This window comes from Martinezella paranaensis, assembly GCF_014200235.1.
Lineage (GTDB): Bacteria > Pseudomonadota > Alphaproteobacteria > Rhizobiales > Rhizobiaceae > Rhizobium > Rhizobium paranaense.
The window spans coordinates 289423-310113 of sequence record NZ_JACHBI010000004.1 but is presented as its reverse complement, the minus strand read 5'-3'; the positions used below and the strand labels follow the sequence as shown (position 1 = coordinate 310113).

22 protein-coding genes are annotated in these 20691 nt (G+C 60.5%); 10 read left to right on the top strand and 12 right to left on the bottom strand.

The window, feature by feature from the left end; translation table 11 throughout:
- Nucleotide 1: 1 nt before the first annotated feature.
- The 4 genes from rlmN to GGD50_RS12745 all read right to left on the bottom strand — a co-directional run bounded on the left by rlmN (nt 2) and on the right by GGD50_RS12745 (nt 3156).
- Nucleotides 2-1237 carry a dual-specificity RNA methyltransferase RlmN gene (gene rlmN / locus GGD50_RS12760; RefSeq protein ID WP_107109621.1) on the bottom strand — a complete coding sequence of 412 codons (1236 nt, stop codon included), beginning with the start codon at nt 1235-1237 and terminating at the stop codon, nt 2-4.
- Between the two features lie 264 nt (nt 1238-1501).
- The gene (locus tag GGD50_RS12755; protein WP_107109622.1) at nt 1502-2065 is read right to left on the bottom strand and encodes an invasion associated locus B family protein; all 564 of its coding nucleotides are present in this window, start codon (nt 2063-2065) and stop codon (nt 1502-1504) included.
- Nucleotides 2066-2395: 330 nt separating this feature from the next.
- On the bottom strand, nt 2396-2785 hold the full coding sequence (locus GGD50_RS12750) for a YkvA family protein (protein WP_028751329.1): 390 nt from the start codon (nt 2783-2785) through the stop codon (nt 2396-2398).
- Nucleotides 2786-2850: 65 nt separating this feature from the next.
- Nucleotides 2851-3156 (bottom strand): 4a-hydroxytetrahydrobiopterin dehydratase, encoded by a 306-nt coding sequence (locus GGD50_RS12745; protein ID WP_107109623.1) that lies wholly within the window; start codon nt 3154-3156, stop codon nt 2851-2853.
- Between the two features lie 36 nt (nt 3157-3192).
- On the opposite strand from GGD50_RS12745, the gene GGD50_RS12740 reads away from it, so the two are divergent.
- Nucleotides 3193-3675, top strand: coding sequence for a low molecular weight protein-tyrosine-phosphatase (locus GGD50_RS12740; RefSeq protein ID WP_107109624.1), 483 nt, complete (start codon nt 3193-3195; stop codon nt 3673-3675).
- Here GGD50_RS12740 and thpR read toward each other — a convergent pair.
- Together thpR and GGD50_RS12730 are read right to left on the bottom strand one after the other, a co-directional pair.
- Nucleotides 3606-4202 carry an RNA 2',3'-cyclic phosphodiesterase gene (thpR, locus tag GGD50_RS12735; RefSeq protein WP_107109625.1) on the bottom strand — a complete coding sequence of 199 codons (597 nt, stop codon included), beginning with the start codon at nt 4200-4202 and terminating at the stop codon, nt 3606-3608. The genes GGD50_RS12740 and thpR overlap by 70 nt on opposite strands.
- 68 nt (nt 4203-4270) lie before the next feature.
- Nucleotides 4271-4921 (bottom strand): arylesterase, encoded by a 651-nt coding sequence (locus tag GGD50_RS12730; protein WP_107109626.1) that lies wholly within the window; start codon nt 4919-4921, stop codon nt 4271-4273.
- A 74-nt stretch (nt 4922-4995) separates the two neighbouring features.
- Between GGD50_RS12730 and GGD50_RS12725 the strand changes: the two genes are divergently transcribed.
- The 4 genes from GGD50_RS12725 to GGD50_RS12710 all read left to right on the top strand — a co-directional run bounded on the left by GGD50_RS12725 (nt 4996) and on the right by GGD50_RS12710 (nt 9917).
- Nucleotides 4996-5706, top strand: a complete 711-nt coding sequence (locus tag GGD50_RS12725) for an ABC transporter ATP-binding protein (protein WP_107109627.1) — start codon at nt 4996-4998, stop codon at nt 5704-5706.
- Nucleotides 5703-8249 carry an ABC transporter permease gene (locus tag GGD50_RS12720; RefSeq protein ID WP_107109628.1) on the top strand — a complete coding sequence of 849 codons (2547 nt, stop codon included), beginning with the start codon at nt 5703-5705 and terminating at the stop codon, nt 8247-8249. The genes GGD50_RS12725 and GGD50_RS12720 overlap by 4 nt, the downstream gene beginning before the upstream one ends.
- A gap of 245 nt (nt 8250-8494) precedes the next feature.
- Nucleotides 8495-9238 (top strand): Bax inhibitor-1/YccA family protein, encoded by a 744-nt coding sequence (locus tag GGD50_RS12715; protein ID WP_107109629.1) that lies wholly within the window; start codon nt 8495-8497, stop codon nt 9236-9238.
- Nucleotides 9239-9359: 121 nt separating this feature from the next.
- Nucleotides 9360-9917 (top strand): GNAT family N-acetyltransferase, encoded by a 558-nt coding sequence (locus tag GGD50_RS12710; RefSeq protein WP_107109630.1) that lies wholly within the window; start codon nt 9360-9362, stop codon nt 9915-9917.
- A 40-nt stretch (nt 9918-9957) separates the two neighbouring features.
- Here the strand turns inward: GGD50_RS12710 and GGD50_RS12705 are convergent, their stop codons facing one another.
- From GGD50_RS12705 to acnA, 3 genes are all read right to left on the bottom strand, one after another.
- Nucleotides 9958-10359, bottom strand: a complete 402-nt coding sequence (locus tag GGD50_RS12705) for a DUF2794 domain-containing protein (RefSeq protein ID WP_107109631.1) — start codon at nt 10357-10359, stop codon at nt 9958-9960.
- 334 nt (nt 10360-10693) lie between these two features.
- Entirely contained in the window at nt 10694-11437 is a 744-nt protein-coding gene (locus GGD50_RS12700) for a DUF1223 domain-containing protein (RefSeq protein ID WP_107109632.1), read from the bottom strand.
- Nucleotides 11438-11700: 263 nt separating this feature from the next.
- Nucleotides 11701-14391 carry an aconitate hydratase AcnA gene (acnA, locus tag GGD50_RS12695; RefSeq protein ID WP_107109633.1) on the bottom strand — a complete coding sequence of 897 codons (2691 nt, stop codon included), beginning with the start codon at nt 14389-14391 and terminating at the stop codon, nt 11701-11703.
- A gap of 263 nt (nt 14392-14654) precedes the next feature.
- Here acnA and ccmA point away from each other — a divergent pair, with 263 nt between their 5' ends.
- The 5 genes from ccmA to GGD50_RS12670 all read left to right on the top strand — a co-directional run bounded on the left by ccmA (nt 14655) and on the right by GGD50_RS12670 (nt 17626).
- Nucleotides 14655-15302 (top strand): heme ABC exporter ATP-binding protein CcmA, encoded by a 648-nt coding sequence (ccmA, locus tag GGD50_RS12690; RefSeq protein WP_107109634.1) that lies wholly within the window; start codon nt 14655-14657, stop codon nt 15300-15302.
- A gap of 61 nt (nt 15303-15363) precedes the next feature.
- Complete coding sequence (ccmB, locus tag GGD50_RS12685; RefSeq protein WP_107109635.1) at nt 15364-16023, top strand: heme exporter protein CcmB; 660 nt, start codon at nt 15364-15366, stop codon at nt 16021-16023.
- A gap of 58 nt (nt 16024-16081) precedes the next feature.
- On the top strand, nt 16082-16843 hold the full coding sequence (locus tag GGD50_RS12680; RefSeq protein WP_107109636.1) for a heme ABC transporter permease: 762 nt from the start codon (nt 16082-16084) through the stop codon (nt 16841-16843).
- A gap of 1 nt (nt 16844) precedes the next feature.
- Nucleotides 16845-17018: a heme exporter protein CcmD gene (gene ccmD, locus GGD50_RS12675; RefSeq protein WP_107109637.1), complete on the top strand. Its 174-nt coding sequence runs from the start codon at nt 16845-16847 to the stop codon at nt 17016-17018.
- On the top strand, nt 17015-17626 hold the full coding sequence (locus GGD50_RS12670; protein WP_107109638.1) for a DsbE family thiol:disulfide interchange protein: 612 nt from the start codon (nt 17015-17017) through the stop codon (nt 17624-17626). The genes ccmD and GGD50_RS12670 overlap by 4 nt, the downstream gene beginning before the upstream one ends.
- A gap of 232 nt (nt 17627-17858) precedes the next feature.
- On the opposite strand, the gene GGD50_RS12665 is transcribed toward GGD50_RS12670, so the two are convergent.
- From GGD50_RS12665 to ftsY, 3 genes are read right to left on the bottom strand one after another with little or no spacing between them, the layout of a single operon-like run.
- Entirely contained in the window at nt 17859-18449 is a 591-nt protein-coding gene (locus GGD50_RS12665) for a DUF2585 domain-containing protein (RefSeq protein WP_107109639.1), read from the bottom strand.
- Nucleotides 18446-19123, bottom strand: a complete 678-nt coding sequence (locus GGD50_RS12660) for a septation protein A (RefSeq protein WP_245407533.1) — start codon at nt 19121-19123, stop codon at nt 18446-18448. The genes GGD50_RS12665 and GGD50_RS12660 overlap by 4 nt, the downstream gene beginning before the upstream one ends.
- Nucleotides 19124-19179: 56 nt before the next feature.
- Nucleotides 19180-20685, bottom strand: a complete 1506-nt coding sequence (gene ftsY, locus GGD50_RS12655) for a signal recognition particle-docking protein FtsY (protein ID WP_107109641.1) — start codon at nt 20683-20685, stop codon at nt 19180-19182.
- Nucleotides 20686-20691 lie beyond the last annotated feature (6 nt).

The following is a 20691-nucleotide window of genomic DNA, read 5'->3' as shown; positions in this document are numbered from 1 at the left end:
CTCAATCCTCGCCGTGGTTGGCGATCATCATGGCTTCGAAAGCGAGCCGTTCAGTCTTGCGCATGCGCTCGGATTCCGACTTCAACTGGCCGCAGGCGGCAAGAATGTCCCGGCCGCGCGGCGTGCGGATCGGCGAGGCATAGCCCGCCGAATTGATGAAATCGGCAAACTTCTCGATCTGCTCCCAGTCAGAACACTGGTAATTCGTGCCCGGCCAAGGATTGAAGGGGATGAGATTGATCTTGGCCGGAATGCCCTTCAGGAGCTGAATCAGGCCTTTCGCATCCTCGAGGCTGTCGTTGACGCCCTTCAGCATCACATATTCGAAGGTGATGCGCCGGGCGTTCGAAAGGCCCGGATAGGCGCGGCAGGCGTCCATCAATTCCTTCAGCGGATATTTCTTGTTGATCGGCACCAGCATGTCGCGCAGATCGTCGCGCACCGCATGCAGCGAAATCGCCAGCATGACGCCGATCTCATCACCTGTCCGATAGATTTCCGGCACGACGCCGGAGGTGGAGAGCGTGATGCGGCGCTTGGAGAGCGACAGGCCGTCACCATCGGAAGCGATCAGCAACGCCGTCTTGACGCTGTCGAAATTGTAGAGCGGCTCGCCCATGCCCATCATCACGATGTTGCTGACCTTGCGGCCTTCGGCGGGCATGATCGTCCCCTGCGGCGCTTCGCGGTCGGGGAAATCGCCCAGCCGATCACGCGCCAAGAGGAGCTGCGACAGGATCTCCTCGGCCGTCAGGTTGCGGACGAGGCGCTGCGTGCCGGTGTGACAGAAGGAACAGGTGAGCGAACAGCCGACCTGGCTGGAAATACAGAGGGTGCCGCGGCCCTCTTCCGGAATATAGACGGTTTCTACTTCGACCGGCCGGCCGGCGCCCCGCGGCGGGAAGCGCAACAGCCATTTGCGGGTGCCATCGTTGGAAACCTGCTCCTCGACGATCTCCGGCCGGGCGATGGTGAAATGCGTCTTCAGCATTTCCCGCATGTCCTTGGAGACATTCGCCATGGCATCGAAATCGGAGACGCCGCGCACATAGATCCAGTTCCAAAGCTGGCTGACGCGCATCTTGATCTGCTTGTCGGCGACGCCCTTTTCCTTCAGTGCCGCCCCCATCTCTTCACGTGTCAGGCCGATCAGCGACGGTTTCGGCGAAAGCTCGACCGGCTGCGACACAGGCATCGGCTTCAGCTTGGATGGGGTCATGACATCGATCGCGGACATAGCATCATTCCAATGGTTCATATCGGCGATGCCCCAAAGCCGGAAAGCTGCGGGCGCGGGCAAGGCACTGAGATCAGAAGGTTCATCTGGTAGCGGGGCAAAAAATTGCAAATACACCGCTCGTCGGCGCGGCCTTTAGCATTAATTTCAGCCCGCGTCATCCCTCTTCAAGAAAGGCAAAAGGCCAGCCATCAAGGCCGGCCTCGTTGCGTCGGTTTCGAGAGAACCTTTGATCACTTTGACGTGATCACGGCATCATCGATCTTATTTGCAGCTTTCGATCTGCTTTAGAGCGGCGGAAACGCCCTTCAGCGAGTAGGTGTAGGAGGTGCCGGTGCCCTTCTTCGAGGTCGCGGTGACCTTCAGCGAATGGCCGGACTTGAGCGCTGCGACGAGCGCCGGCTCCTGCGCGGCATTTTCGACCCAGGCAGCCTTGTCCTTGGTGAACATCACGAAAGTCTTGTTGTCGATGACGACGTCGACCTTGGAATTTTCCTTGAGCGGATAGCCCATCATCGCCTGCGGTTCGTAAGAGATGTTCTGACCCGGACGCTGGGAAACGATGAAGAAGTTGTCGCCATGGTCGATGCCCGAAGCCGGCAACTTTGCCGTCGGCACCGAAAGGACGTAGCAGACCTTGCCCGCGCCGGACTGGTAGGAATAGGCGCCCCAGGCATCGAATTGCTGGATGCGCGTCGGAGCCGCCGGTGCTGCCGCCTGCGCCTGTGGGGCGGGCGCTGCCTGCTTCTTGGTCTTGGTCTGCGCGGACGCGATGCCGGTGCCGGCCAGAACGAGCGAGAGGGCGATTGCGAAGCTTTTTACAAACATGGTTTCCTGCCGATTTCTTGCGGTCCAGAGCTCAAGGCGATTTAAGTAACGCACGCCTATGCTCGTGAGCTGCCCTATTTTGACTTTATTTAGGTTACCAAACCGTCAACGGGGCGGTAATTGCCCCTGATCTGTGCCGTTTCAGCCCAAGTGGGCCGGGCCTGAAACACATCAGGAGGAATTGGAAAACCCGGATGGCGGAACACCACCCTATGGGATCGATTTAAGACAGAAAGATTCGGGCAAGAGTTTGACCTCTCTAAAATCAGGAAGACCGCATAAAGGTCTGGAAACCCGGCAGGAATCCTGCCGGCGTCGATCGGAGGGGGATCAAGCCGTTTTTACGGCCTCGGGTTCGTTGGCCAAGGCCCGGTCGGCGGCGTCATAATGCTCCTGCCGGATGTGGCCTTTGATCATGCCGAAGGCGAGCGTCAGCACGGCAACATCGTCCGAAAAACCGATGACGGCGAAGAAATCCGGGATGATGTCAACCGGCATGACGAAATAGCCGAGCGCGGCCAGCAGAATGCCGCGGACGCGGGTCGGCGTCTGCGGATCGAGCGCGCAATAGAAAGCTGCGACGACATCGCGAGAAAACGGGATATACCGTGCTGCCTTGCGTAAGGTCGGCCAGAACTTGCTGCGCACCGACTTCTCCTGCCGTTCTTGGGTCTCTTCGTCACCAGGCATCAGGATTTCCCCGTACTTGATGTCATCCATTCCGCTCATCCCTTTAGGAAGCCCTTGCTGGGCCGCTTAGACATATGGTGATCGGCACCCGCGATTCAATCAGCTCGCCGAGCCGCAGCCTTTTCCATCGCTTTGGCGAGTTTGATGTCATGGTCCGTCAAGCCTCCGGCGTCATGCGTCGTCAGTTTCACGTCGACGCGGGAATAGACGTTGAACCATTCGGGATGGTGATTGAACTTCTCCGCCGCCAAGGCTGCCTCGGCCATGAAGCCGAAAGCTTCGACGAAATTGCGGAATTTGAAGCTCTTCGACATCGAAAGGCGATCGGCAGCCAATGTCCAGCCGCTAAGGCCAGCCAGGTTTTCATCGATTGCCGCCGGTTCCAGCTTTTCGTATTTCATGGCAAGATTACTCCTCTTTATCGATTGAACGATACTATGGACCGTCACAGAATTCTGTTTGTTTGCGCCGGCAATATCTGCCGTTCCCCGCTTGCCGAAGGTATCTTCCGGCATCTTGCGACCGAAGCCGGGCGAGCTTCCGAGTTCGAGATCGATTCGGCCGGCACCGGCGGCTGGCATCAGGGCGAGAAGCCTGACCGCCGCTCCGTGGAAGTCGCGTCAGGCCACGGCGTCGATATCTCCGCTCAACGCGCACGCCGCATCGAGACAACCGATTTTCATCGGTTCGACCTGATCCTGGCAATGGATCAAGACAATTTGAAGAATTTGAGCAAAATTGCGCCTGCCGATGCACTCGGCAAGCTGCACCTCTTCAACGCCTTCACGCTTGGTAGCCCCAAAGACATCCCAGACCCCTATTATGGAGGCCACGAGGACTTCGAAGCGGTCTATACCATGCTCTTGGCTGGCTGCAGAGCGTTGTTGCCCATGGCGGGGAAAGCGCTGCGAGCCTCGTGAAGCGGGAAAATCTCTTCGGTGAGGTAGGGACCGCCGCCGACCGATTCGCGGGAAGACAGCAGCACGAAGCGTCCAACCGTGAACGGCGCCGTGTGGAAGTTACCGCGGCCGGAGAGATAGTGCACCACATCATCGACCCGCGACGACTTCAGCCGTGCGAGCGTGACATGCGGTGTGAACTTGCGCGGGTCCGGCGGCAGGCCGATACGCTGGCAGATGCGCTCGATTTCGCCCTGCAGCGCGTACATATCGGGCGTCTGCGTGACGCCGGCCCAGACCGAATGCGGTTTCTTCGAGCCGAAGGAGCCGATGCCTTCCAACCGAAGCTGGAATTCCGGCCGATCGATGCGGTCCAGTCGCTCGACGATTTCATCGGCGGTACGACCGTCGACATCGCCAATGAAACGCAAAGTGATGTGATAATTTTCAACGTCGATCCACCGGGCTCCGGGAAGACCGCCGCGCAACAACGAAAGGCTCATGGCCGCGTTGCGCGGAATTTCGAGGGCGGTAAAAAGTCTCGGCATAACGAGCACTCCCCGAATCTCTTGCAGATAACAGCAGGGAATCATGCATTTGCAGTCGGTGCAAGCTCCTATTTCGCGTGTGCGACAATCGTCCCAATGAAACTCGTCGCTACGGGCTGAAAACGTTGCACCATCACATCGACACCCTGCGGGTTCGGATGCATACCGTCGCTCAATTGTAAGTCCGCATGCGTCGCGACGCCATCGAGAAAAAATGGATAGAGCGGCAGTTGATATTTTTCGGCGAGCCGCTTGTAGATCGGGTTGAACTTGGCTGCATAGTCCGGACCCATGTTCGGCGGCGCCAGCATGCCGGCGAGCAGGACGGGAATGTTGCGCTCCTTCAGCCGGCTGATGATGGCGTCGAGGTTCTTTTCCGTTTGTTCGGGCGGAATGCCGCGCAATGCGTCGTTAGCGCCGAGTTCGAGGATCACGCCGTCGGTCCCGTCCGGCACCGACCAGTCGACGCGCGACAGGCCGCCGGAGCTGGTATCGCCGGACACACCGGCATCGGCAATCGCCACATCCAGACCCTTGGCCTTCAGCGCCGCCTGGAGCTTGGCAGGAAATCCATCGCCTGGCGGAAGCTGGTAGCCGGCCATCAGGCTGTCGCCGAGGCCGACCAATTGGATCGTCCGCGCATCGGCGGCACCCGCAACGCCAAAGAAAAGACCGAAAGCAATGACAGCGAAGTGAAACACCGCAACTTTAAAACTCATGATCCATTCCCTAAATTCGCCGTAAGGGCCAAATCGCGCCCGCCACGGTCTCTGACGTATATAGGGCGTTCGCATTGGCAAAAACCATCATCGAGCTGAAGAAGGCGGATTTGACGCTCGGCAACGCTGCCGCCTCCGTCCATGTGTTGAAAGGCATCGACCTCACCGTTGCCGAAGGCGAATCCGTCGGCATCGTCGGCCCCTCCGGCTCCGGCAAGTCGACTTTGCTGATGGTGCTCGCCGGCCTTGAAAAGCTCGATAGCGGCGAATTGTTGATCCGCGACACGCCCCTGCATAGCCTGAGCGAAGATCGCGTTGCCGATTTCCGCGGCCGCAATATCGGCATCGTGTTCCAGTCCTTCCATCTCATCGCCAATATGACCGCGCTGGAAAATGTCGCCGTACCGCTCGAGCTGGCCAATGTCCGCGACGCCTTCGACATCGCCCGGCGCGAATTGCAGGCCGTCGGCCTGGGCGAGCGGCTGAGCCATTATCCCGGTCAGCTTTCGGGTGGCGAGCAGCAACGCGTGGCGATCGCCCGCGCGCTCGCCCCGTCGCCTGCCCTGTTGATCGCCGACGAGCCGACCGGCAATCTCGACACCGACACCGGCCGGCAGATCGCCGACCTGCTTTTCGCCCAGCAGGCCGAACGCGGCACGACGCTGCTGCTCGTCACCCACGATCCGGCGCTTGCCGCCCGCTGCTCCCGCCAGATCCACGTTCGCTCCGGCGAAATCGAGGGCGACAGCGCCCACGCACGGACCAATAAGGCGGCAATGGCATGACTGCGGCGGGAGCGCGTCTGACGCTTGCCTTTCGCCTGGCGCTGCGCGAATTGCGCGGCGGTCTCGGCGGTTTCTATATTTTCCTCGCCTGCATCGCCCTCGGCACCGGCGCAATCGCCGCCGTCAACTCCGTCTCGCGCTCGATCACCGACGCGATCTCGACGCAGGGCCAATCGCTGCTCGCCGGCGACGTCCGCTTCGAGCTCAACAATCGCGAGGCGACGCCGGACGAATTGGCCTATCTCAACAGCCTCGGCCAGCTCTCCCAATCCACCGGCCTGCGCTCCATGGCCCGCCTGCCCGACGGCTCCGATCAGGCGCTGGTCGAAGTCAAGGCAGTTGACGGCGCCTACCCGCTCTACGGCACCTTCGAGGCCGATCCAGATCAGCCGCTATCGACGCTGCTCGCGGCCAAGGAAGGAACCTATGGCGCCGTCGCCGCGCCTCTGCTGCTGGAACGACTGAACCTCAAGATCGGCAGCGAGCTGCTGCTCGGCAATACCAGGCTCCGAATCACCGGCACGGTGAAGACCGAGCCGGATTCGGTATCGGAAGGTTTCGGCTTTGCGCCGCGCTTGCTCACCAGCCGTAACGCGTTGGTCGCCTCGGGCTTGATCACGACCGGAAGTCTGGTCGAGCAGGTTTACAAGATCCGTATGGACGATCCCGCCAACGGCCTGAACAACATCGCCGCCCGCGCCAATACGGCTTTCCCGCAGGCCGGCTGGTCGGTCCGAACGAGCGACCGGGCAGCGCCCGCGCTTGCCGACAACATCACCCGCTTCTCGCAATTCCTGACCCTGGTCGGGCTGACCGCCCTCATCGTCGGCGGTGTCGGGGTCGCCAATGCGGTGCGCGCCTTCCTCGATTCCAAACGCACCACCATCGCCACCTTCAAGTGCCTCGGCGCGCCGGCCTTGGTCGTGGTGATGATCTACCTGATCCAGATCGCCCTGATTGCGCTGGCCGGCATCGCCGTCGGTCTCCTCCTCGGCGCCATCGCGCCGTTGCTCGCCTCGCAATTCATGGCCGAATTTCTGCCGATTTCGACCGCGCCGCGGCTATATCCCGGTCCGCTCACGCTGGCAGCACTCTTCGGCCTGCTGACGACGCTCGCCTTTGCCATCCTACCGCTCGGCCATGCCCGCGAAGTGCCGGCGACAGCGCTGTTCCGCGAGCAAGGCTTCGAGGCCCGCCGGCTGCCAAGCTGGCCCTACCTGCTCGCCGCCTGTCTGCTGATGGCGGCACTTTCGGCGCTTGCGATCTTCACCGCCTATGATCGCTTCATCGCGGTCGTCTTCGTCGTCTCGATCGCCGTCGCCTTCGTCGTGCTGCGTGCCGTCGCCGCCCTGTTGTCGTGGCTTGCCCGCCGCAGCCCACGCGTCCATTCGCCCGCGCTGCGATTGGCGATCGGCAACATCCATCGGCCGGGCGCGCTCACCGCCTCCGTCGTCCTCTCGCTCGGTCTCGGCCTCGCGCTGCTGGTGACCTTGACGCTCATCGACGGCAATATGCGCCGCGAACTCACTGGGCGCATGAGCGAACAGGCGCCGAACTTCTTCTTCGTCGATATCCAGGGCTCGGAGCTCGATGGCTTCCGCAAGGTCGTGCAGGCGCAGGCGCCGCAGGGCAAGCTCGTCGAAGTGCCGATGCTGCGCGGCCGCATCGTCGCCTTCAATGGCGAGGACGTGAGCAAGAGGAAAGTGCCGCCAGCTGGCCAGTGGGTATTGCGCGGCGACCGCGGCATCACCTATGCCGACACCATCCCGGAGAATGCTGCGCTTACCGAAGGGCAATGGTGGGGCAAGGATTACAGCGGCGAACCGCTGGTCTCCTTCTCCGACGAAGAAGGCAAGGCGCTCGGTCTGAAGCTCGGCGATACCGTGACCGTCAACGTGCTCGGCCGCAACTTGACGGCCAAGATCGCCAGCTTCCGCAAGATCCAGTGGCAATCGCTGTCCATCAATTTCGTCATGATCTTTTCGCCCAACGCGTTCAAGGGCGCGCCGCATGCCTGGCTCGCGACCCTCACCGACCCCAGCGCGACGTCGGCGCAGGAAGCCGCCATCCTGAAGAACGTCACCAACACCTATCCGACGATCACCAGCGTCCGCGTCAAGGATGCTCTCGATATCGTCAACACGCTGGTCGGCCAGCTTGCCGCCGCCATCCGCGCTGCGGCGTCCGTGGCGCTGATCGCATCCGTGCTTGTTCTTGCGGGCGCGCTCGCAGCCGGAAATCGCGCACGCACGCATGATGCGGTCGTGCTGAAGACCCTCGGCGCGACGCGAGCCATGCTGATCCGCGCCTTCAGCTACGAATATCTGATGCTGGGTGCAGCGACCGCCGTCTTCGCCCTGCTCGCCGGTTCCGTGGCGGCCTGGTACATCGTCAGCCGCATCATGCACCTGCCGTCGACCTTCCTTCCCGACGTCGCCTTTTCGACCCTCATCATCGCACTGCTGCTGACGGTCGGAATCGGGCTGATCGGCACCTGGCGCATTCTCGGCCAGAAGGCAGCGCCGGTCCTGCGTGAACTCTGAGCACAGAACACGAAAATCGCCGTGGATTTTCGGAAAGGCATGTCCGCTGCCAAGATGCTTGGACGTTAACCGAGCATCCCGAAATTGCTCGATATTACGCCGATTTAACCCTGCCGCCCCCGCTTAGCCCTTGTGCATAGGGCGTGAAAGCCTCATATTCTGTGCAGGCATGCTGGAGCTCCGCAGCGGCGCCTGGGACAAAGTGCCCGACACGCTACTCACATCGGAGCTTGAAAGAGGAAAACATGGCTGACTTCCGCAATTACCAAAACCGGGCGCCCCAGAGCGGTGCGCAGACCGGTGCGATGATAGATGAGGGCCTTCGAGCCTACATGCTCAAGGTCTATAACCTGATGGCGCTGGGTCTGGCGATCACGGGTTTGGCCGCCTATTTCGCATTCACCCTCGCCTTCGCTGACGGGCAGCTCACAACTTTCGGTCAGGCGATCTATCTGAGCCCGCTGCGTTGGGTCGTCATCCTCGCTCCCTTGGCGATGGTGTTCTTCCTGAGCTTCAGGATCAATAGTATGAGCGTTGCCGCCGCGACGACGACCTTCTGGGTCTATGCCGCGTTGGTGGGCCTGTCGCTGTCGTCGATCTTCATCATCTACACCGGCCAGAGCGTCGTGCAGACCTTCTTCGTGACCGCCGCCTCCTTCGGCGCGCTGTCGCTGTTCGGCTACACGACGAAGCGTAACCTGTCCGCGATGGGCTCGTTCATGATGATGGGTCTTTTCGGCCTGATCATCGCCATGCTCGTCAACATTTTCCTGCATTCGTCCGCCCTGCAGTTCGCCATCTCGGCGATCGGCGTGCTGATCTTCGCAGGCCTGACCGCCTGGGATACGCAGCGGATCAAGGAAATGTACTATGAAGCCGACGACGTTGCCGTTGCTGGCCGCAAGGCGATCATGGGCGCGCTGACGCTTTACCTGGACTTCATCAACCTGTTCATGTTCCTGCTGCAATTCATGGGCAACCGCAAATAATTGCTGCGACATGAATGATCGTTCGAAAAGGCGGCTCCGGCCGCCTTTTTTGTTTGCCTTGCAGCTTCACACGCGGCTTTATATCTGCGTTTTGGAATCGCAGATCAGGCAATAAACGCAGATGTCCTTCCGCCTTCGCAACGCCACCTCCGCCGACCTTCCCTTTATCACCGCCATCTACCGCGACTCCGTTTTGAACGGCACGGCAAGCTATGAGATCACCCCGCCGGGCGAAGAGGAAATGGCTGGCCGCTTCCAGGGTATCCGCGACAAAGGCTACCCCTATATCGCCGCAGAAGGCGAAGACGGCGCCTTCTTGGGCTATGCCTACGCTTCCGCGTTCCGCACGCGGCCGGCCTATCGCTGGATGGTGGAGGATTCGATCTATCTCGCGCCTGAAGCGCGCGGCCGCGGCATCGGCAAAGCGCTGCTGGCAGCTCTGGTGGAAAACTGCCAGACCCTCGGCTTCCGCCAAATGATCGCCGTCATCGGCGGCGCCCACCCAGCCTCCGTCGCCCTCCACCGCGCCGCCGGTTTTACGGAGACGGGCCTGTTGAAAGGCACCGGCTACAAGCACGGCCGCTGGCTGGACACGATGCTGATGCAAAAGGCGCTGGGCGAGGGTGTAGAAACCGACCCCGATCCATCGGTCTATCCGGGGACTTTGTTTGGGGGGTAGTATCGCCTTTACCTTCTCCCCGAGGGGAGAAGGAACAACGCTACTTCTCCACCAGCTTGAGCTGCTTATCGAAAACCTTCAGCACCTGGTTCAGGTCGTGGCCACGCTTCAGGATCATGCCGTTGGTATTGATTACGGCAAACGCGCCCTGCTTAGCGGCCAGCTTGGGGTTTTTCTCGATGCGGAAGAGAGGCAGCTCGCCTGCGCGCTTGAAGACCGAGAAAACCGCCTTTTCCCTGAGATGGTCGATGGCGTAGTCACGCCATTCGCCTTCGCCGACCATGCGGCCGTAGATCCATAGGATGGCGTCCAGCTCCCTGCGATGGAAGGTCACCGGCAGCGGGTCCTTGCTCTGTTTGTATTCTCTGAGATCAACGACGACGGAAGAAGTGGTGTCGACGGAACGGCTTTCGCCGTGTCGCAATTCCGGCTGATCAGTCATCAATCCCCCAGGGGTTGCGTCATGACAAGAAGATGACAGTTTGCCTCAGCCACATTAAATTGCAAGACCAAGAGCTACTCACAATTTCTTGCGCTTGAAAGGACGCATCTTGGCGGCGCCGCATTTCAGTCAAAACGACGCCCCATTTACCGGAACTATAGGGCCCGGTTTGGCGCCGCCGCGCTAAACCGAGCCCGGCCGGGGCGTATCGACCGAACCCCAGCCCCGAATGCGCCCTCGCCGGGCACTCCCTCTTTTTGGTGCCAGCCAAAATAGAGAACTTTCGGCAAAAGCCGAAATTGGGACCTTTTCGACTGACGTCGGAAAATGCAGATCAGCCGTCGGTCCCGATCGTCAAGACCGTCGCGCCGATGATCGCCGCCGGGTCGCCCGATGGCGTCGAGGACTGCAATAGAACCGCCAGGCCGCGCCGACCGGCTTTGTCCAATACATTGGCGGGCAGCACGACATTCATGGCCTTGCCGTCCCACATGCCAACGGTTTCGACGTCCGAAACCGCGTGCAGATAGGTGATTTCCTGGCCATTGTTTTCGCCGGCCTTCGGAGCAACCTGCTGCTCCCTGTCGAAATAGGCAACGACGACATTAGCCTTGCCCTGGCCAGCGCCAATCTTGATCTCCAGTTCGTCGCCCTTCATGGCGGCACTGACCGGGACCGTTAGGCCCTTGCCCTGGCGCTGGAAGTCATCGAGCTTGAAATTGATGGCGTTTAGATCGGCACCGTTCAGATGGTCGCGGCCATTGATGATCGCCTGCGGCGTATAGACCCCGCTGCGGCCGAGGGTGCGGGCATAGGCATATTGCCGAGCCGTATTGTCCTTGGACGCCATCGTGTCGTTCCAGCCGAGATAATTCCAATAATCGACGTGATAGGCGAGTGCGACGACATCGCCCTGGCGGATCAGCTTCTGAAACGCAGCATCGGCCGGCGGACAGGAGGCGCAGCCCTGGGACGTGAAGAGTTCGACAACGCCCTTGATTTTGGCAAGCTCCTCCGCATGCAGCGAACTTGCGAGCGCGATGCCTGCTAGAAGTGGAACCAAAAACCGTAAGCGCATGCCGTTATACCTCTTTCTCAGACCTTGAAGGCCTTGTGCTGGCACGAACCCCGAAACCGCGTCGCGCTTTTCAGGATGTCCGTAAGGCCTCATCAAGCCTGATAAATCTGAAACAAGAGATAATAGCTAAGCACGATGACGCAAAGTCACGAAGGGGTGAGACGAAGGCCCGGAGACGTTAGCGTCGTACACATCGGCGTGAAAAACAAGACGCCGCCGGAGAGCTATGCTCCGGCGGCGTGTATAGGCAGTTTTAATGCCAATCAGGCCGCGAGATCGCGCAGAACGGTCTGCAGGATGCCGCCATTGTTGACGTAGGTCACTTCATCCAGCGTATCGATGCGGCAGATGATCGGAACGTCCTTCACGGAGCCGTCGCCATAGGTGATCTTGGCGATCTTGCGCTCGCGTGGCTTGATGTGTTCCAGGCCCTCGATCGTCACGAGTTCGTCACCCTTCAGGCCGAGGCTTGCCCAGGTGGTGCCGTCCTCGAAGACGAAGGGGATGACGCCCATGCCGACCAGGTTCGAGCGATGGATACGCTCGAACGACTGGGCGACGACGGCGCGCACGCCGAGCAGGTTCGTGCCCTTGGCTGCCCAGTCACGCGACGAGCCGTTGCCGTACTCGACACCTGCGAAGATGACGAGCGGAACGCCCTCGGCCTTGTACTGCATGGCCGCATCGTAGATCGACGTCTCTTCCTTGGACGGATAGTGGATGGTGTAGCCACCTTCCTTGCCGTTCGGGCCGAGCATATGGTTGCGGATGCGGATGTTGGCAAAGGTACCGCGCATCATGACTTCATGGTTGCCGCGGCGCGTGCCGTACTGGTTGAAGTCGGCAACGCCGACGCCATGACCGATGAGGTAGGAACCGGCCGGCGAGGCAGCCTTGATCGAACCGGCCGGAGAAATGTGGTCGGTGGTGATCTTGTCGCCGAAGAGGCCGAGAACGCGGGCGCCCTTGATGTCGGAAACGCCGGCGCCGGTCTTGCCCATGCCCACGAAATAAGGCGGGTTCTGCACATAGGTCGAGTTGTCGTCCCAGGCATAGGTCTGGCCCGGAGGAACCTGCACGGCCTGCCAGTTGGCATCGCCTTTGAAGACGTCGGCGTACTTGGTTTCGTAGAGTTCGCGGGTGACGTACTTCAGGATGAATTCCTGCACTTCCTGCGAGGTCGGCCAGATGTCCTTGAGGTAGACCGGCTTGCCGTTCTGGTCTTCGCCGATCGGCTCCTTCGTCAGGTCGAGCTGCACCGTGCCGGCGAGCGCATAGGCGACGACGAGCGGCGGGGACGCCAGGTAGTTCGCCTGGACATCAGGCGAAATGCGGCCTTCGAAGTTACGGTTGCCGGAGAGAACGCCGGAAACGATCAGGCCCTTGTCGTTGATCGTCTTCGAGATCGGCGCCGGCAGCGGGCCGGAGTTGCCGATGCAGGTGGTGCAGCCGAAGCCGACCAGGTTGAAGCCGAGCTTGTCGAGATCGGCCTGCAGGCCGGACTTGGCGAGGTATTCGCCGACAACCTGCGATCCCGGTGCTAGCGAGGTCTTGACCCACGGCTTGCTCTTCAGGCCCTTGGCAACGGCGTTGCGGGCGAGAAGGCCGGCAGCGATCAGCACCGACGGGTTGGAGGTGTTGGTGCAGGAGGTGATGGCGGCGATTGCGACGTCACCATGGCCGATATCGAAATCCGTGCCTTCGACCGCATAGCGGTTGGAGAGCTGGCCGGGCTTCTTGTATTCGGTGTCCATCGATGTGGCGAAACCGGACGCGATGTTTTCCAGCGCGATACGGCCTTCCGGGCGCTTCGGACCGGCCATCGACGGCACGACATCGTTGAGGTCGAGTTCCAGCGTGTCGGTGAAGACGAGGTCGGAACCATCATTGTCGCGCCACATGCCCTGAGCCTTCGAATAGGCTTCGACGAGCGCGATACGATCCTTCGCACGACCGGACATGTTGAGATAGTTCAACGTTTCCTTATCGACCGGGAAGAAGCCGCAGGTCGCGCCGTATTCCGGACCCATGTTGCCGATGGTCGCGCGGTCGGCGAGCGGCATGTTGTCGAGGCCGGGGCCGAAGAATTCGACGAACTTGGAAACGACGCCCTTCTTGCGCAGCATCTGCACGACGGTCAGCACGAGGTCGGTCGCGGTGACGCCTTCCTTGAGCTTGCCGGTGAGCTTGAAGCCGATGACTTCCGGCAGCAGCATGGAGACGGGCTGGCCGAGCATCGCAGCTTCAGCTTCGATACCGCCAACGCCCCAGCCGAGAACGCCGAGACCGTTGATCATGGTCGTGTGCGAGTCGGTGCCGACGCAGGTGTCGGGATAAGCGATTGTTTCGCCGTCCTCTTCCTTCGTCCAGACAGTCTGGCCAAGATATTCGAGGTTCACTTGGTGACAGATGCCGGTGCCGGGAGGAACGACGCGGAAGTTCTGGAATGCCTGCTGACCCCACTTCAGGAAGCGGTAGCGCTCGCCGTTACGCTGATATTCCAGCTCGACGTTCTTGGCAAAAGCCTGCGGCGTGCCGAATTCATCGACGATGACAGAGTGGTCGATGACGAGATCGACGGGAACCAGCGGGTTGATCTTTTCCGGATCGCCGCCGAGCGACACCATCGCGTCGCGCATGGCAGCAAGGTCGACAACGGCCGGAACGCCGGTGAAGTCCTGCATCAGCACGCGCGCCGGGCGATAGGCGATTTCGTTCTCGACGGTACCCTTGTTGGTCAGCCATTCGGCGACGGCAAGGATATGTTCCTTGGTGACCGACTGCCCGTCTTCGAAGCGCAGCAGGTTTTCCAGCAGCACCTTCATCGAATAGGGCAGCTTGGAAACGCCAGGCAGACCATTGGCCTCAGCCTTGGGCAGGCTGAAATAGACGTAGTCTTTCCCGTTCACGGACAGCGTGGAACGACAATTGAAACTGTCAAGAGATTTAGACACGAGATACCCCGTTTCTGATAGCCAACACAGTCGTGCGAACGCCTATGCACTTTATGCACATCAGGATGCGGGTACGGCCATTTCCGCTGTCCGCACGTAAGGCAGAAAACCTTATGTTCGGCGCAAGGATGAAATTCACGCCGACCGCTGGCGTGGTTGCGGGTCTTATAGATAATTTCGTAAAGACTTGCCAGAGTGGCAAAGCGCAAATTCGGACAATTTTTTGCGCGCTGCGATAACGAAAACGGGGAAAGCCTGAGCAGATGCATCTAAGCGCTGAAAACCTGGCGGCAAGGCGGGGTGAAGACCTGATTTTCGTAAATGTTTCCTTTAGCTTGAGCAATGGCGAGGCCCTGATCCTGACAGGCCGCAACGGCTCAGGAAAATCGACGCTTCTGCGTGTTGTCGCGGGCCTCTTAAAGCAGGAAAAAGGCCGCGTCGTTTTCACCGATTCCAAGGGCGAATCAGACCGCCCGGCATACGAGGCCAGCCACTATCTCGGCCATCGCAATGCGATGAAATCCGAGCTCACCGTGGCCGAAAATCTGTCCTTCTGGAAAACCTTCCTGGACGACATGCCAGGCGGCTTCGGTGTGGATGTCGATGAAGCGGCCGATGCCGTCGGCCTTGCCGGCATCACCCACCTGCCCTTCGGCTATCTCTCCGCCGGCCAGCAACGCCGAATAGCCTTCGCAAAACTGCTGGTCGCCTATCGCCCGATCTGGATCCTCGATGAACCGACGGCAGCATTGGACGCGGCAGCAGACCGGCTGCTTGCGCAGCTCATCACAGCCCATCAGAAGAATGGCGGCATTATCCTTGCCGCAACGCATCAACCTCTGGGCTTGGAGAATGTGCAGGAAATGCGGATGACGGGGTTTGCCGGAGTGAGCGAAGGGGTGTGGGGATGAGTTCGACAATGCAGAGTCTGCCGAACCTGCGATACCCCCCTCACCACGGCAGGATATCCCCATGACCGCCCTCTTCCTCCGAGACTTAAAACTTTCAGTCCGCGCCGGCGGTGGCGCGCTCATCGGCATCCTCTTCTTTCTGACCGTCGTCGCCGTCATTCCCTTCGGCGTCGGCCCCGACTTGAAGCTTTTGTCGCGCATCGGTCCGGCCATCGTCTGGATCGGCGCGCTTCTGTCCGCCCTGCTCGGTCTCGACCGCCTGTTTCAGGCCGAACGCGATGACGGATCGCTCGATCTGCTGGTCATGCAGGAAACGCCGCTGGTGCTGACCGTGCTCACCAAATGCGCCGCACATTGGACGGCGACCGGCCTGCCGCTGGTCATCGCCTCGCCGTTGCTCGGCCTCTTCATGAACATGAACGAGATGGCGATCGGCGCGACGGCGCTGACTTTGCTTGTCGGCTCGCCGGCTATCACCTTCATCGGCGCGGTCGGCGCCGCCGTTGCCGTTGCCTTGCCGCGTGGCGGACTGCTGGTATCGATCCTGGTGCTACCGCTGACCATTCCCGTGCTGATCTTCGGCGTCAGCGCCACCTATGCCGTGGTCGAAGGTCCGCAGCCCTTCCTGCCGCCCTTCCTGATCCTGATTGCACTTACCCTGTTCTTTGCCGTGCTCGGCCCGGCCGCAGCAGCTCTCGCCTTGCGCAACACGACGGATTGATAGGCCTGAGACAATGCGATCGATTGCCGTAAAAGCGATATCGGTTTAAACAGGCGACATGAGCGATATCAGCCCCGCGATCAGCCGATTTTCCGACCTCGCCAACCCGACACGGTTCCTGGCGCTTTCGGCGCGTCTTATTCCCTGGTTGGCGGCCATATCAGCCGTGCTCTTCGCGATCGGCCTCTATCTCGCCTTTTCGACCGAAGGCGACTACCAGCAGGGCGATACCGTCCGCATCATGTATATCCACGTGCCGGCCGCATGGCTGTCGATGATGTGCTATACGATCATGAGCATGTCGGCGATCGGTACGCTGGTCTGGCGCCATCCGCTGGCCGATGTCTCCGCCAAGGCCGCAGCACCACTCGGCGCCGCCTTTACCCTCGTCGCCCTCGTCACCGGCTCGCTCTGGGGCAAACCGATGTGGGGCACCTATTGGGTCTGGGATGCCCGGCTCACTTCGGTCTTCATCCTCTTCCTGATGTATCTCGGGCTGATTGCGCTCAATCGCGCCATGGACGATCCGTCGAAGGCAGCGCGCGTCAGCGCCGTGCTGGTCCTCGTCGGCTTCATCAACATTCCGATCATCAAGTTCTCGGTCGACTGGTGGAACACGCTGCATCAGTCCGAAAGCATCATGCGCCTGGATGGCCCGACCATCGATGCACAATTCCTGTGGCCGCTCTTCGTCATGGCGCTTGCCTTCACGCTGCTGTTCTTCACGCTGCATTTGATGGCGATCCGCAACGAGATTTGGCGTCGCCGCATCGCCGCGCAGCGTCGTCTCGCCGCCCGCATGGCCGCCCGGGAGGAATAGCATGACGCATCCTTTCTACGTCTACGGCTCCTATGGTTTTACCGCCGCCATGATCATCGCCGTCATCGCCTGGACATGGATCGACGGACATTTGCGGCGCAAGGAAATCGCGGCGCTCGAAGCCTCCGGCATCCGCCGCCGGTCACAGCGCACCCCGGAAAGCAAGACGAAATGAGCCTGGGAACTGAAGAAGGCAACAAGCCGAAGTCCGGCAATACCGGTCGCTACCTGCTGGCGCTCATTCCACTGATCGTCTTTGCCTGCATTGCCCTTGCCGTCGGCAAGGTGATGTACGACCAGGAAGTCCACGGCACCGATATTTCCGCCATCCCCTCGGCCCTGATCGGCACGAAAGCTCCGACCCTGGCGTTGACACCGCTCGAGGGCTCCAATCTGCCGGCGCTGACCGACGATGCCATCAAAGGCAAGCTGACGCTCGTCAACGTCTTCGCCTCCTGGTGCCTTCCCTGCCGTGAAGAACACCCTGTCTTGAAGCAACTCGCCAAAGACGGCCGGCTGAACATCGTCGCCATCAACTACAAGGATACGAGCGAAAACGCCCTGCGTTTCCTCGGCGAACTCGGCAATCCCTATAGCGCCATCGGCATCGATCCGAACGGTTCGGCCGCGATCGACTGGGGCGTCTACGGTATTCCCGAATCCTACCTCGTCGGCCCCGACGGCACGATCCTCTACAAGCAGGTCGGGCCGTTTACCGCGAACAGCCTCAAAGAGGGGCTGTATCCGGCGATAGAGAAAGCTCAGGGGAAATCTGCGTCTTAAACGCCGCGCCCGCGTCGAGAAACGACGACAGCGATAACCACCCGCCCTCGTGGTTCGAGGCTCCAGCCCCCCTTCGGCAGGCTCAGGGCACTTCCGCACCTCACCAGGAGGGCTGATCTTCGCCGCCCTGCGCAAGAGGCACTCCACCTCATGGTGAGGTGCTCTGTTGCCGAAGCCTTGGCGCAGGCAATAGGGCCTCGAACCACGAGGTGGCCACGGGTTCAAAGTTCTCTTAAAGCCCACCCTGCCAGGTCTTGATCGCATCGATCGGCCAGACCAGCATGATGATGTTCAGCGTGAGATTGTCGCGGATCAGCCAGCCGGTGAGCAGCTCGAAGAAGATGGCGATCACGATGGTCAGCGCCACCGGCGCGCGCCATGCGAACAGGAAGCCGACGACCATGAACACCGCGTCCATCGCCGAGTTCAGGATGCTGTCGCCGAAATAGTCGAGCGAGATCGTCGCCGTGCGGTAGCGGTTGATGATGATCGGCGAGTTCTCGAGCAGCTCCCAGCCGGATTCGATCAACATGGCGACGAACAGGCGCATCGACAGCGGCTTGCGGCGCATGATTAGATGCGTCAGCCCGAAGAACAGGAAGCCGTGAATGATGTGCGACGGCGTATACCAGTCGGCGATATGCTGCGAATTGCCGCTGGATTTCACGACGGGTTCGAAGAGCTTGACATAGCCGCAGGTGCAGATCGGCACCCGGCCCATCATATATTCCGCAACGATCTGGACTAGCAGGACCATCGCGCAGGCAATGAACCAGAAGCTTTGCTGCCGATAGCGATTTTCGGCGTCCGTAAGCGTCGTCATTCTTCGGTTTCCGCCGGCGGATTGACCGTGTGCTTCATGATCAGCGGCATCTGCGACAAGGTGAAGATGATGGTGATCGGCATCGTGCCCCAGACCTTGAAGAGCACCCAGAGATTATCCGCGGCTTTCACATCGGGCAGATAGTACCAGTTCGATCCACGCCAGACGACTTCGTTAAGCACGGCGAGAAACAGGAAGAAGATGCCCCAGCGCAGTGTGAGCTTGCGCCAGCCTTCGCTATCCAACTGGAAGGCAGCATTGAAGACATAGCCGAGCAGCGATCTGCCGAAGGCGAGCCCGCCGAGCAGCACCACGCCGAACAGGGCGTTGATGATGGTCGGCTTCATCTTGATGAAGGTCTCGTTCTGCAGATAGATGCCGAGCGCGCCGAAGGTGACGACGACGATGCCGGAGACGAATGGCATCAGCGGCAGATGGCCGAGCATGATCTTCGAGACGACGAGCGAGGTCACAGTCGCCGCCATGAACAGGGCGGTTGCGACGAAGAGCGGACCGCCCAGCGCCGAGAGCGCCGGGAAATGCTGCACCAGCCAGTCGCCACGCAGATTGCCGAAGAAGAAGACGAGCAGCGGCCCGAGTTCCAGCACCAGCTTCAGCAGCGGATGATGCTTGTCGGCAGCACTTGGGGTCAGATCACTGTCGCTGGTCGTCATTGCGGCACTCTCACTGTCATCGGATTTGGCACTGTCATCGAATTTGGTCTTGTCGTTCATTGACCGATCCCGGCGATGGCATGGGCAAAATCCTCAGCCTCGAACGGCTCGAGATCGTCTACACCCTCGCCGACGCCGATGAAATAGACCGGCAGCTTGTGCTTGGCCGAGATGGCTACGAGGATACCGCCGCGCGCCGTACCGTCGAGCTTGGTCATGATCAGGCCGTTGACCCCTGCGACATTGCGGAAGATTTCCACCTGATTCAACGCATTCTGGCCGGTGGTCGCATCCAGCGTTTGCAGAACGGTATGCGGCGCGTCGGGATCGAGCTTGCCGAGCACGCGGACGATCTTTTCCAGCTCCGCCATCAGCTCCGCCTTGTTCTGCAGGCGGCCGGCGGTGTCGATGATCAGCACGTCGCTCTTGTTGGCCTTGGCCTGCTGGAAGGCATCGAAGGCAAGACCGGCGGCATCGGCGCCGAGCTTGGTGCCGATGAATTCCGACTTGGTGCGGTCGGCCCAGATCTTCAACTGCTCGATGGCCGCGGCGCGGAACGTATCGCCGGCGGCCACCATGACCTTCAAGCCCGCACCAGAAAGCTTCGCCGCCAGCTTGCCGATCGTCGTCGTCTTGCCGGTGCCGTTAACGCCGACGATCAGGATGACATGCGGCTTATGACCGAGATCGAGCTGCAATGGCTTGGCGACCGGCTTCAGCACCTTGGCGATTTCCTGCGCCATGATCCGGCTGACATCCTCGCCGGTCACATCCTTGCCGTAGCGTTCCGAAGCCAGCGTATCGGTGACCCGCATGGCGGTCTCGACGCCAAGATCGGCCTGGATCAACAGATCCTCCAAATCCTGCAGCGTCTGATCGTCCAGCTTGCGCTTGGTGAAAAGCGCCGTGATCTGGCCAGAGAGCTGTGACGAAGTGCGCGCAAGACCGGCGCGGAGGCGCTGGAACCACGAAAGCTTCTGCTTGGGGGCTTCCGGAATGGGAGCTGGAGCGGGCGCGGCGGTGGAGAAGCCTTTAGGGAGGATGGGGGATTCGGTGTTTTCCGATGGAGGTTGCGAGTCTGTTGGAGATTCTGTGCTTTCCGACGAGAACTCCGAGTTTGTCGAGCCTGCGTCACCCCCCTCCGTCCTATTGGACATCTCTCCCTTAAGGGGGGAGATCGTTTCGGAGGCGGTCTCGTCAGACTCATCACCAACTTCAGTCGCCACAGGATACTCTGCCGTAGCAGCTTTCTCAGCCTCGATCACCTGAGCATTCAACGAAATGCGCAAGTCGTCTTCTGCTTGCGTATCGGCCCGCTCGTCTTGTTCGGAAGGCGCATCACTCTCCAAACGATCTCCCCCCTTGAGGGGGAGATGTCCCGAAGGGACAGAGGGGGGTGACGCAGGCTCGACAAACTCGGAATGAACGGAAGGCTCCGCAGCAGGCGCCTCTTGCTCCGGAACGGGCGTTTCAACCTTCGTCGAATCCTCGACGGGCGCCTGTTCTTCCGTCGGCTTTTCGCGGCCGAAGGTGAAGACTTTTTTGATGAAATTGAGCGCCATGAAAAT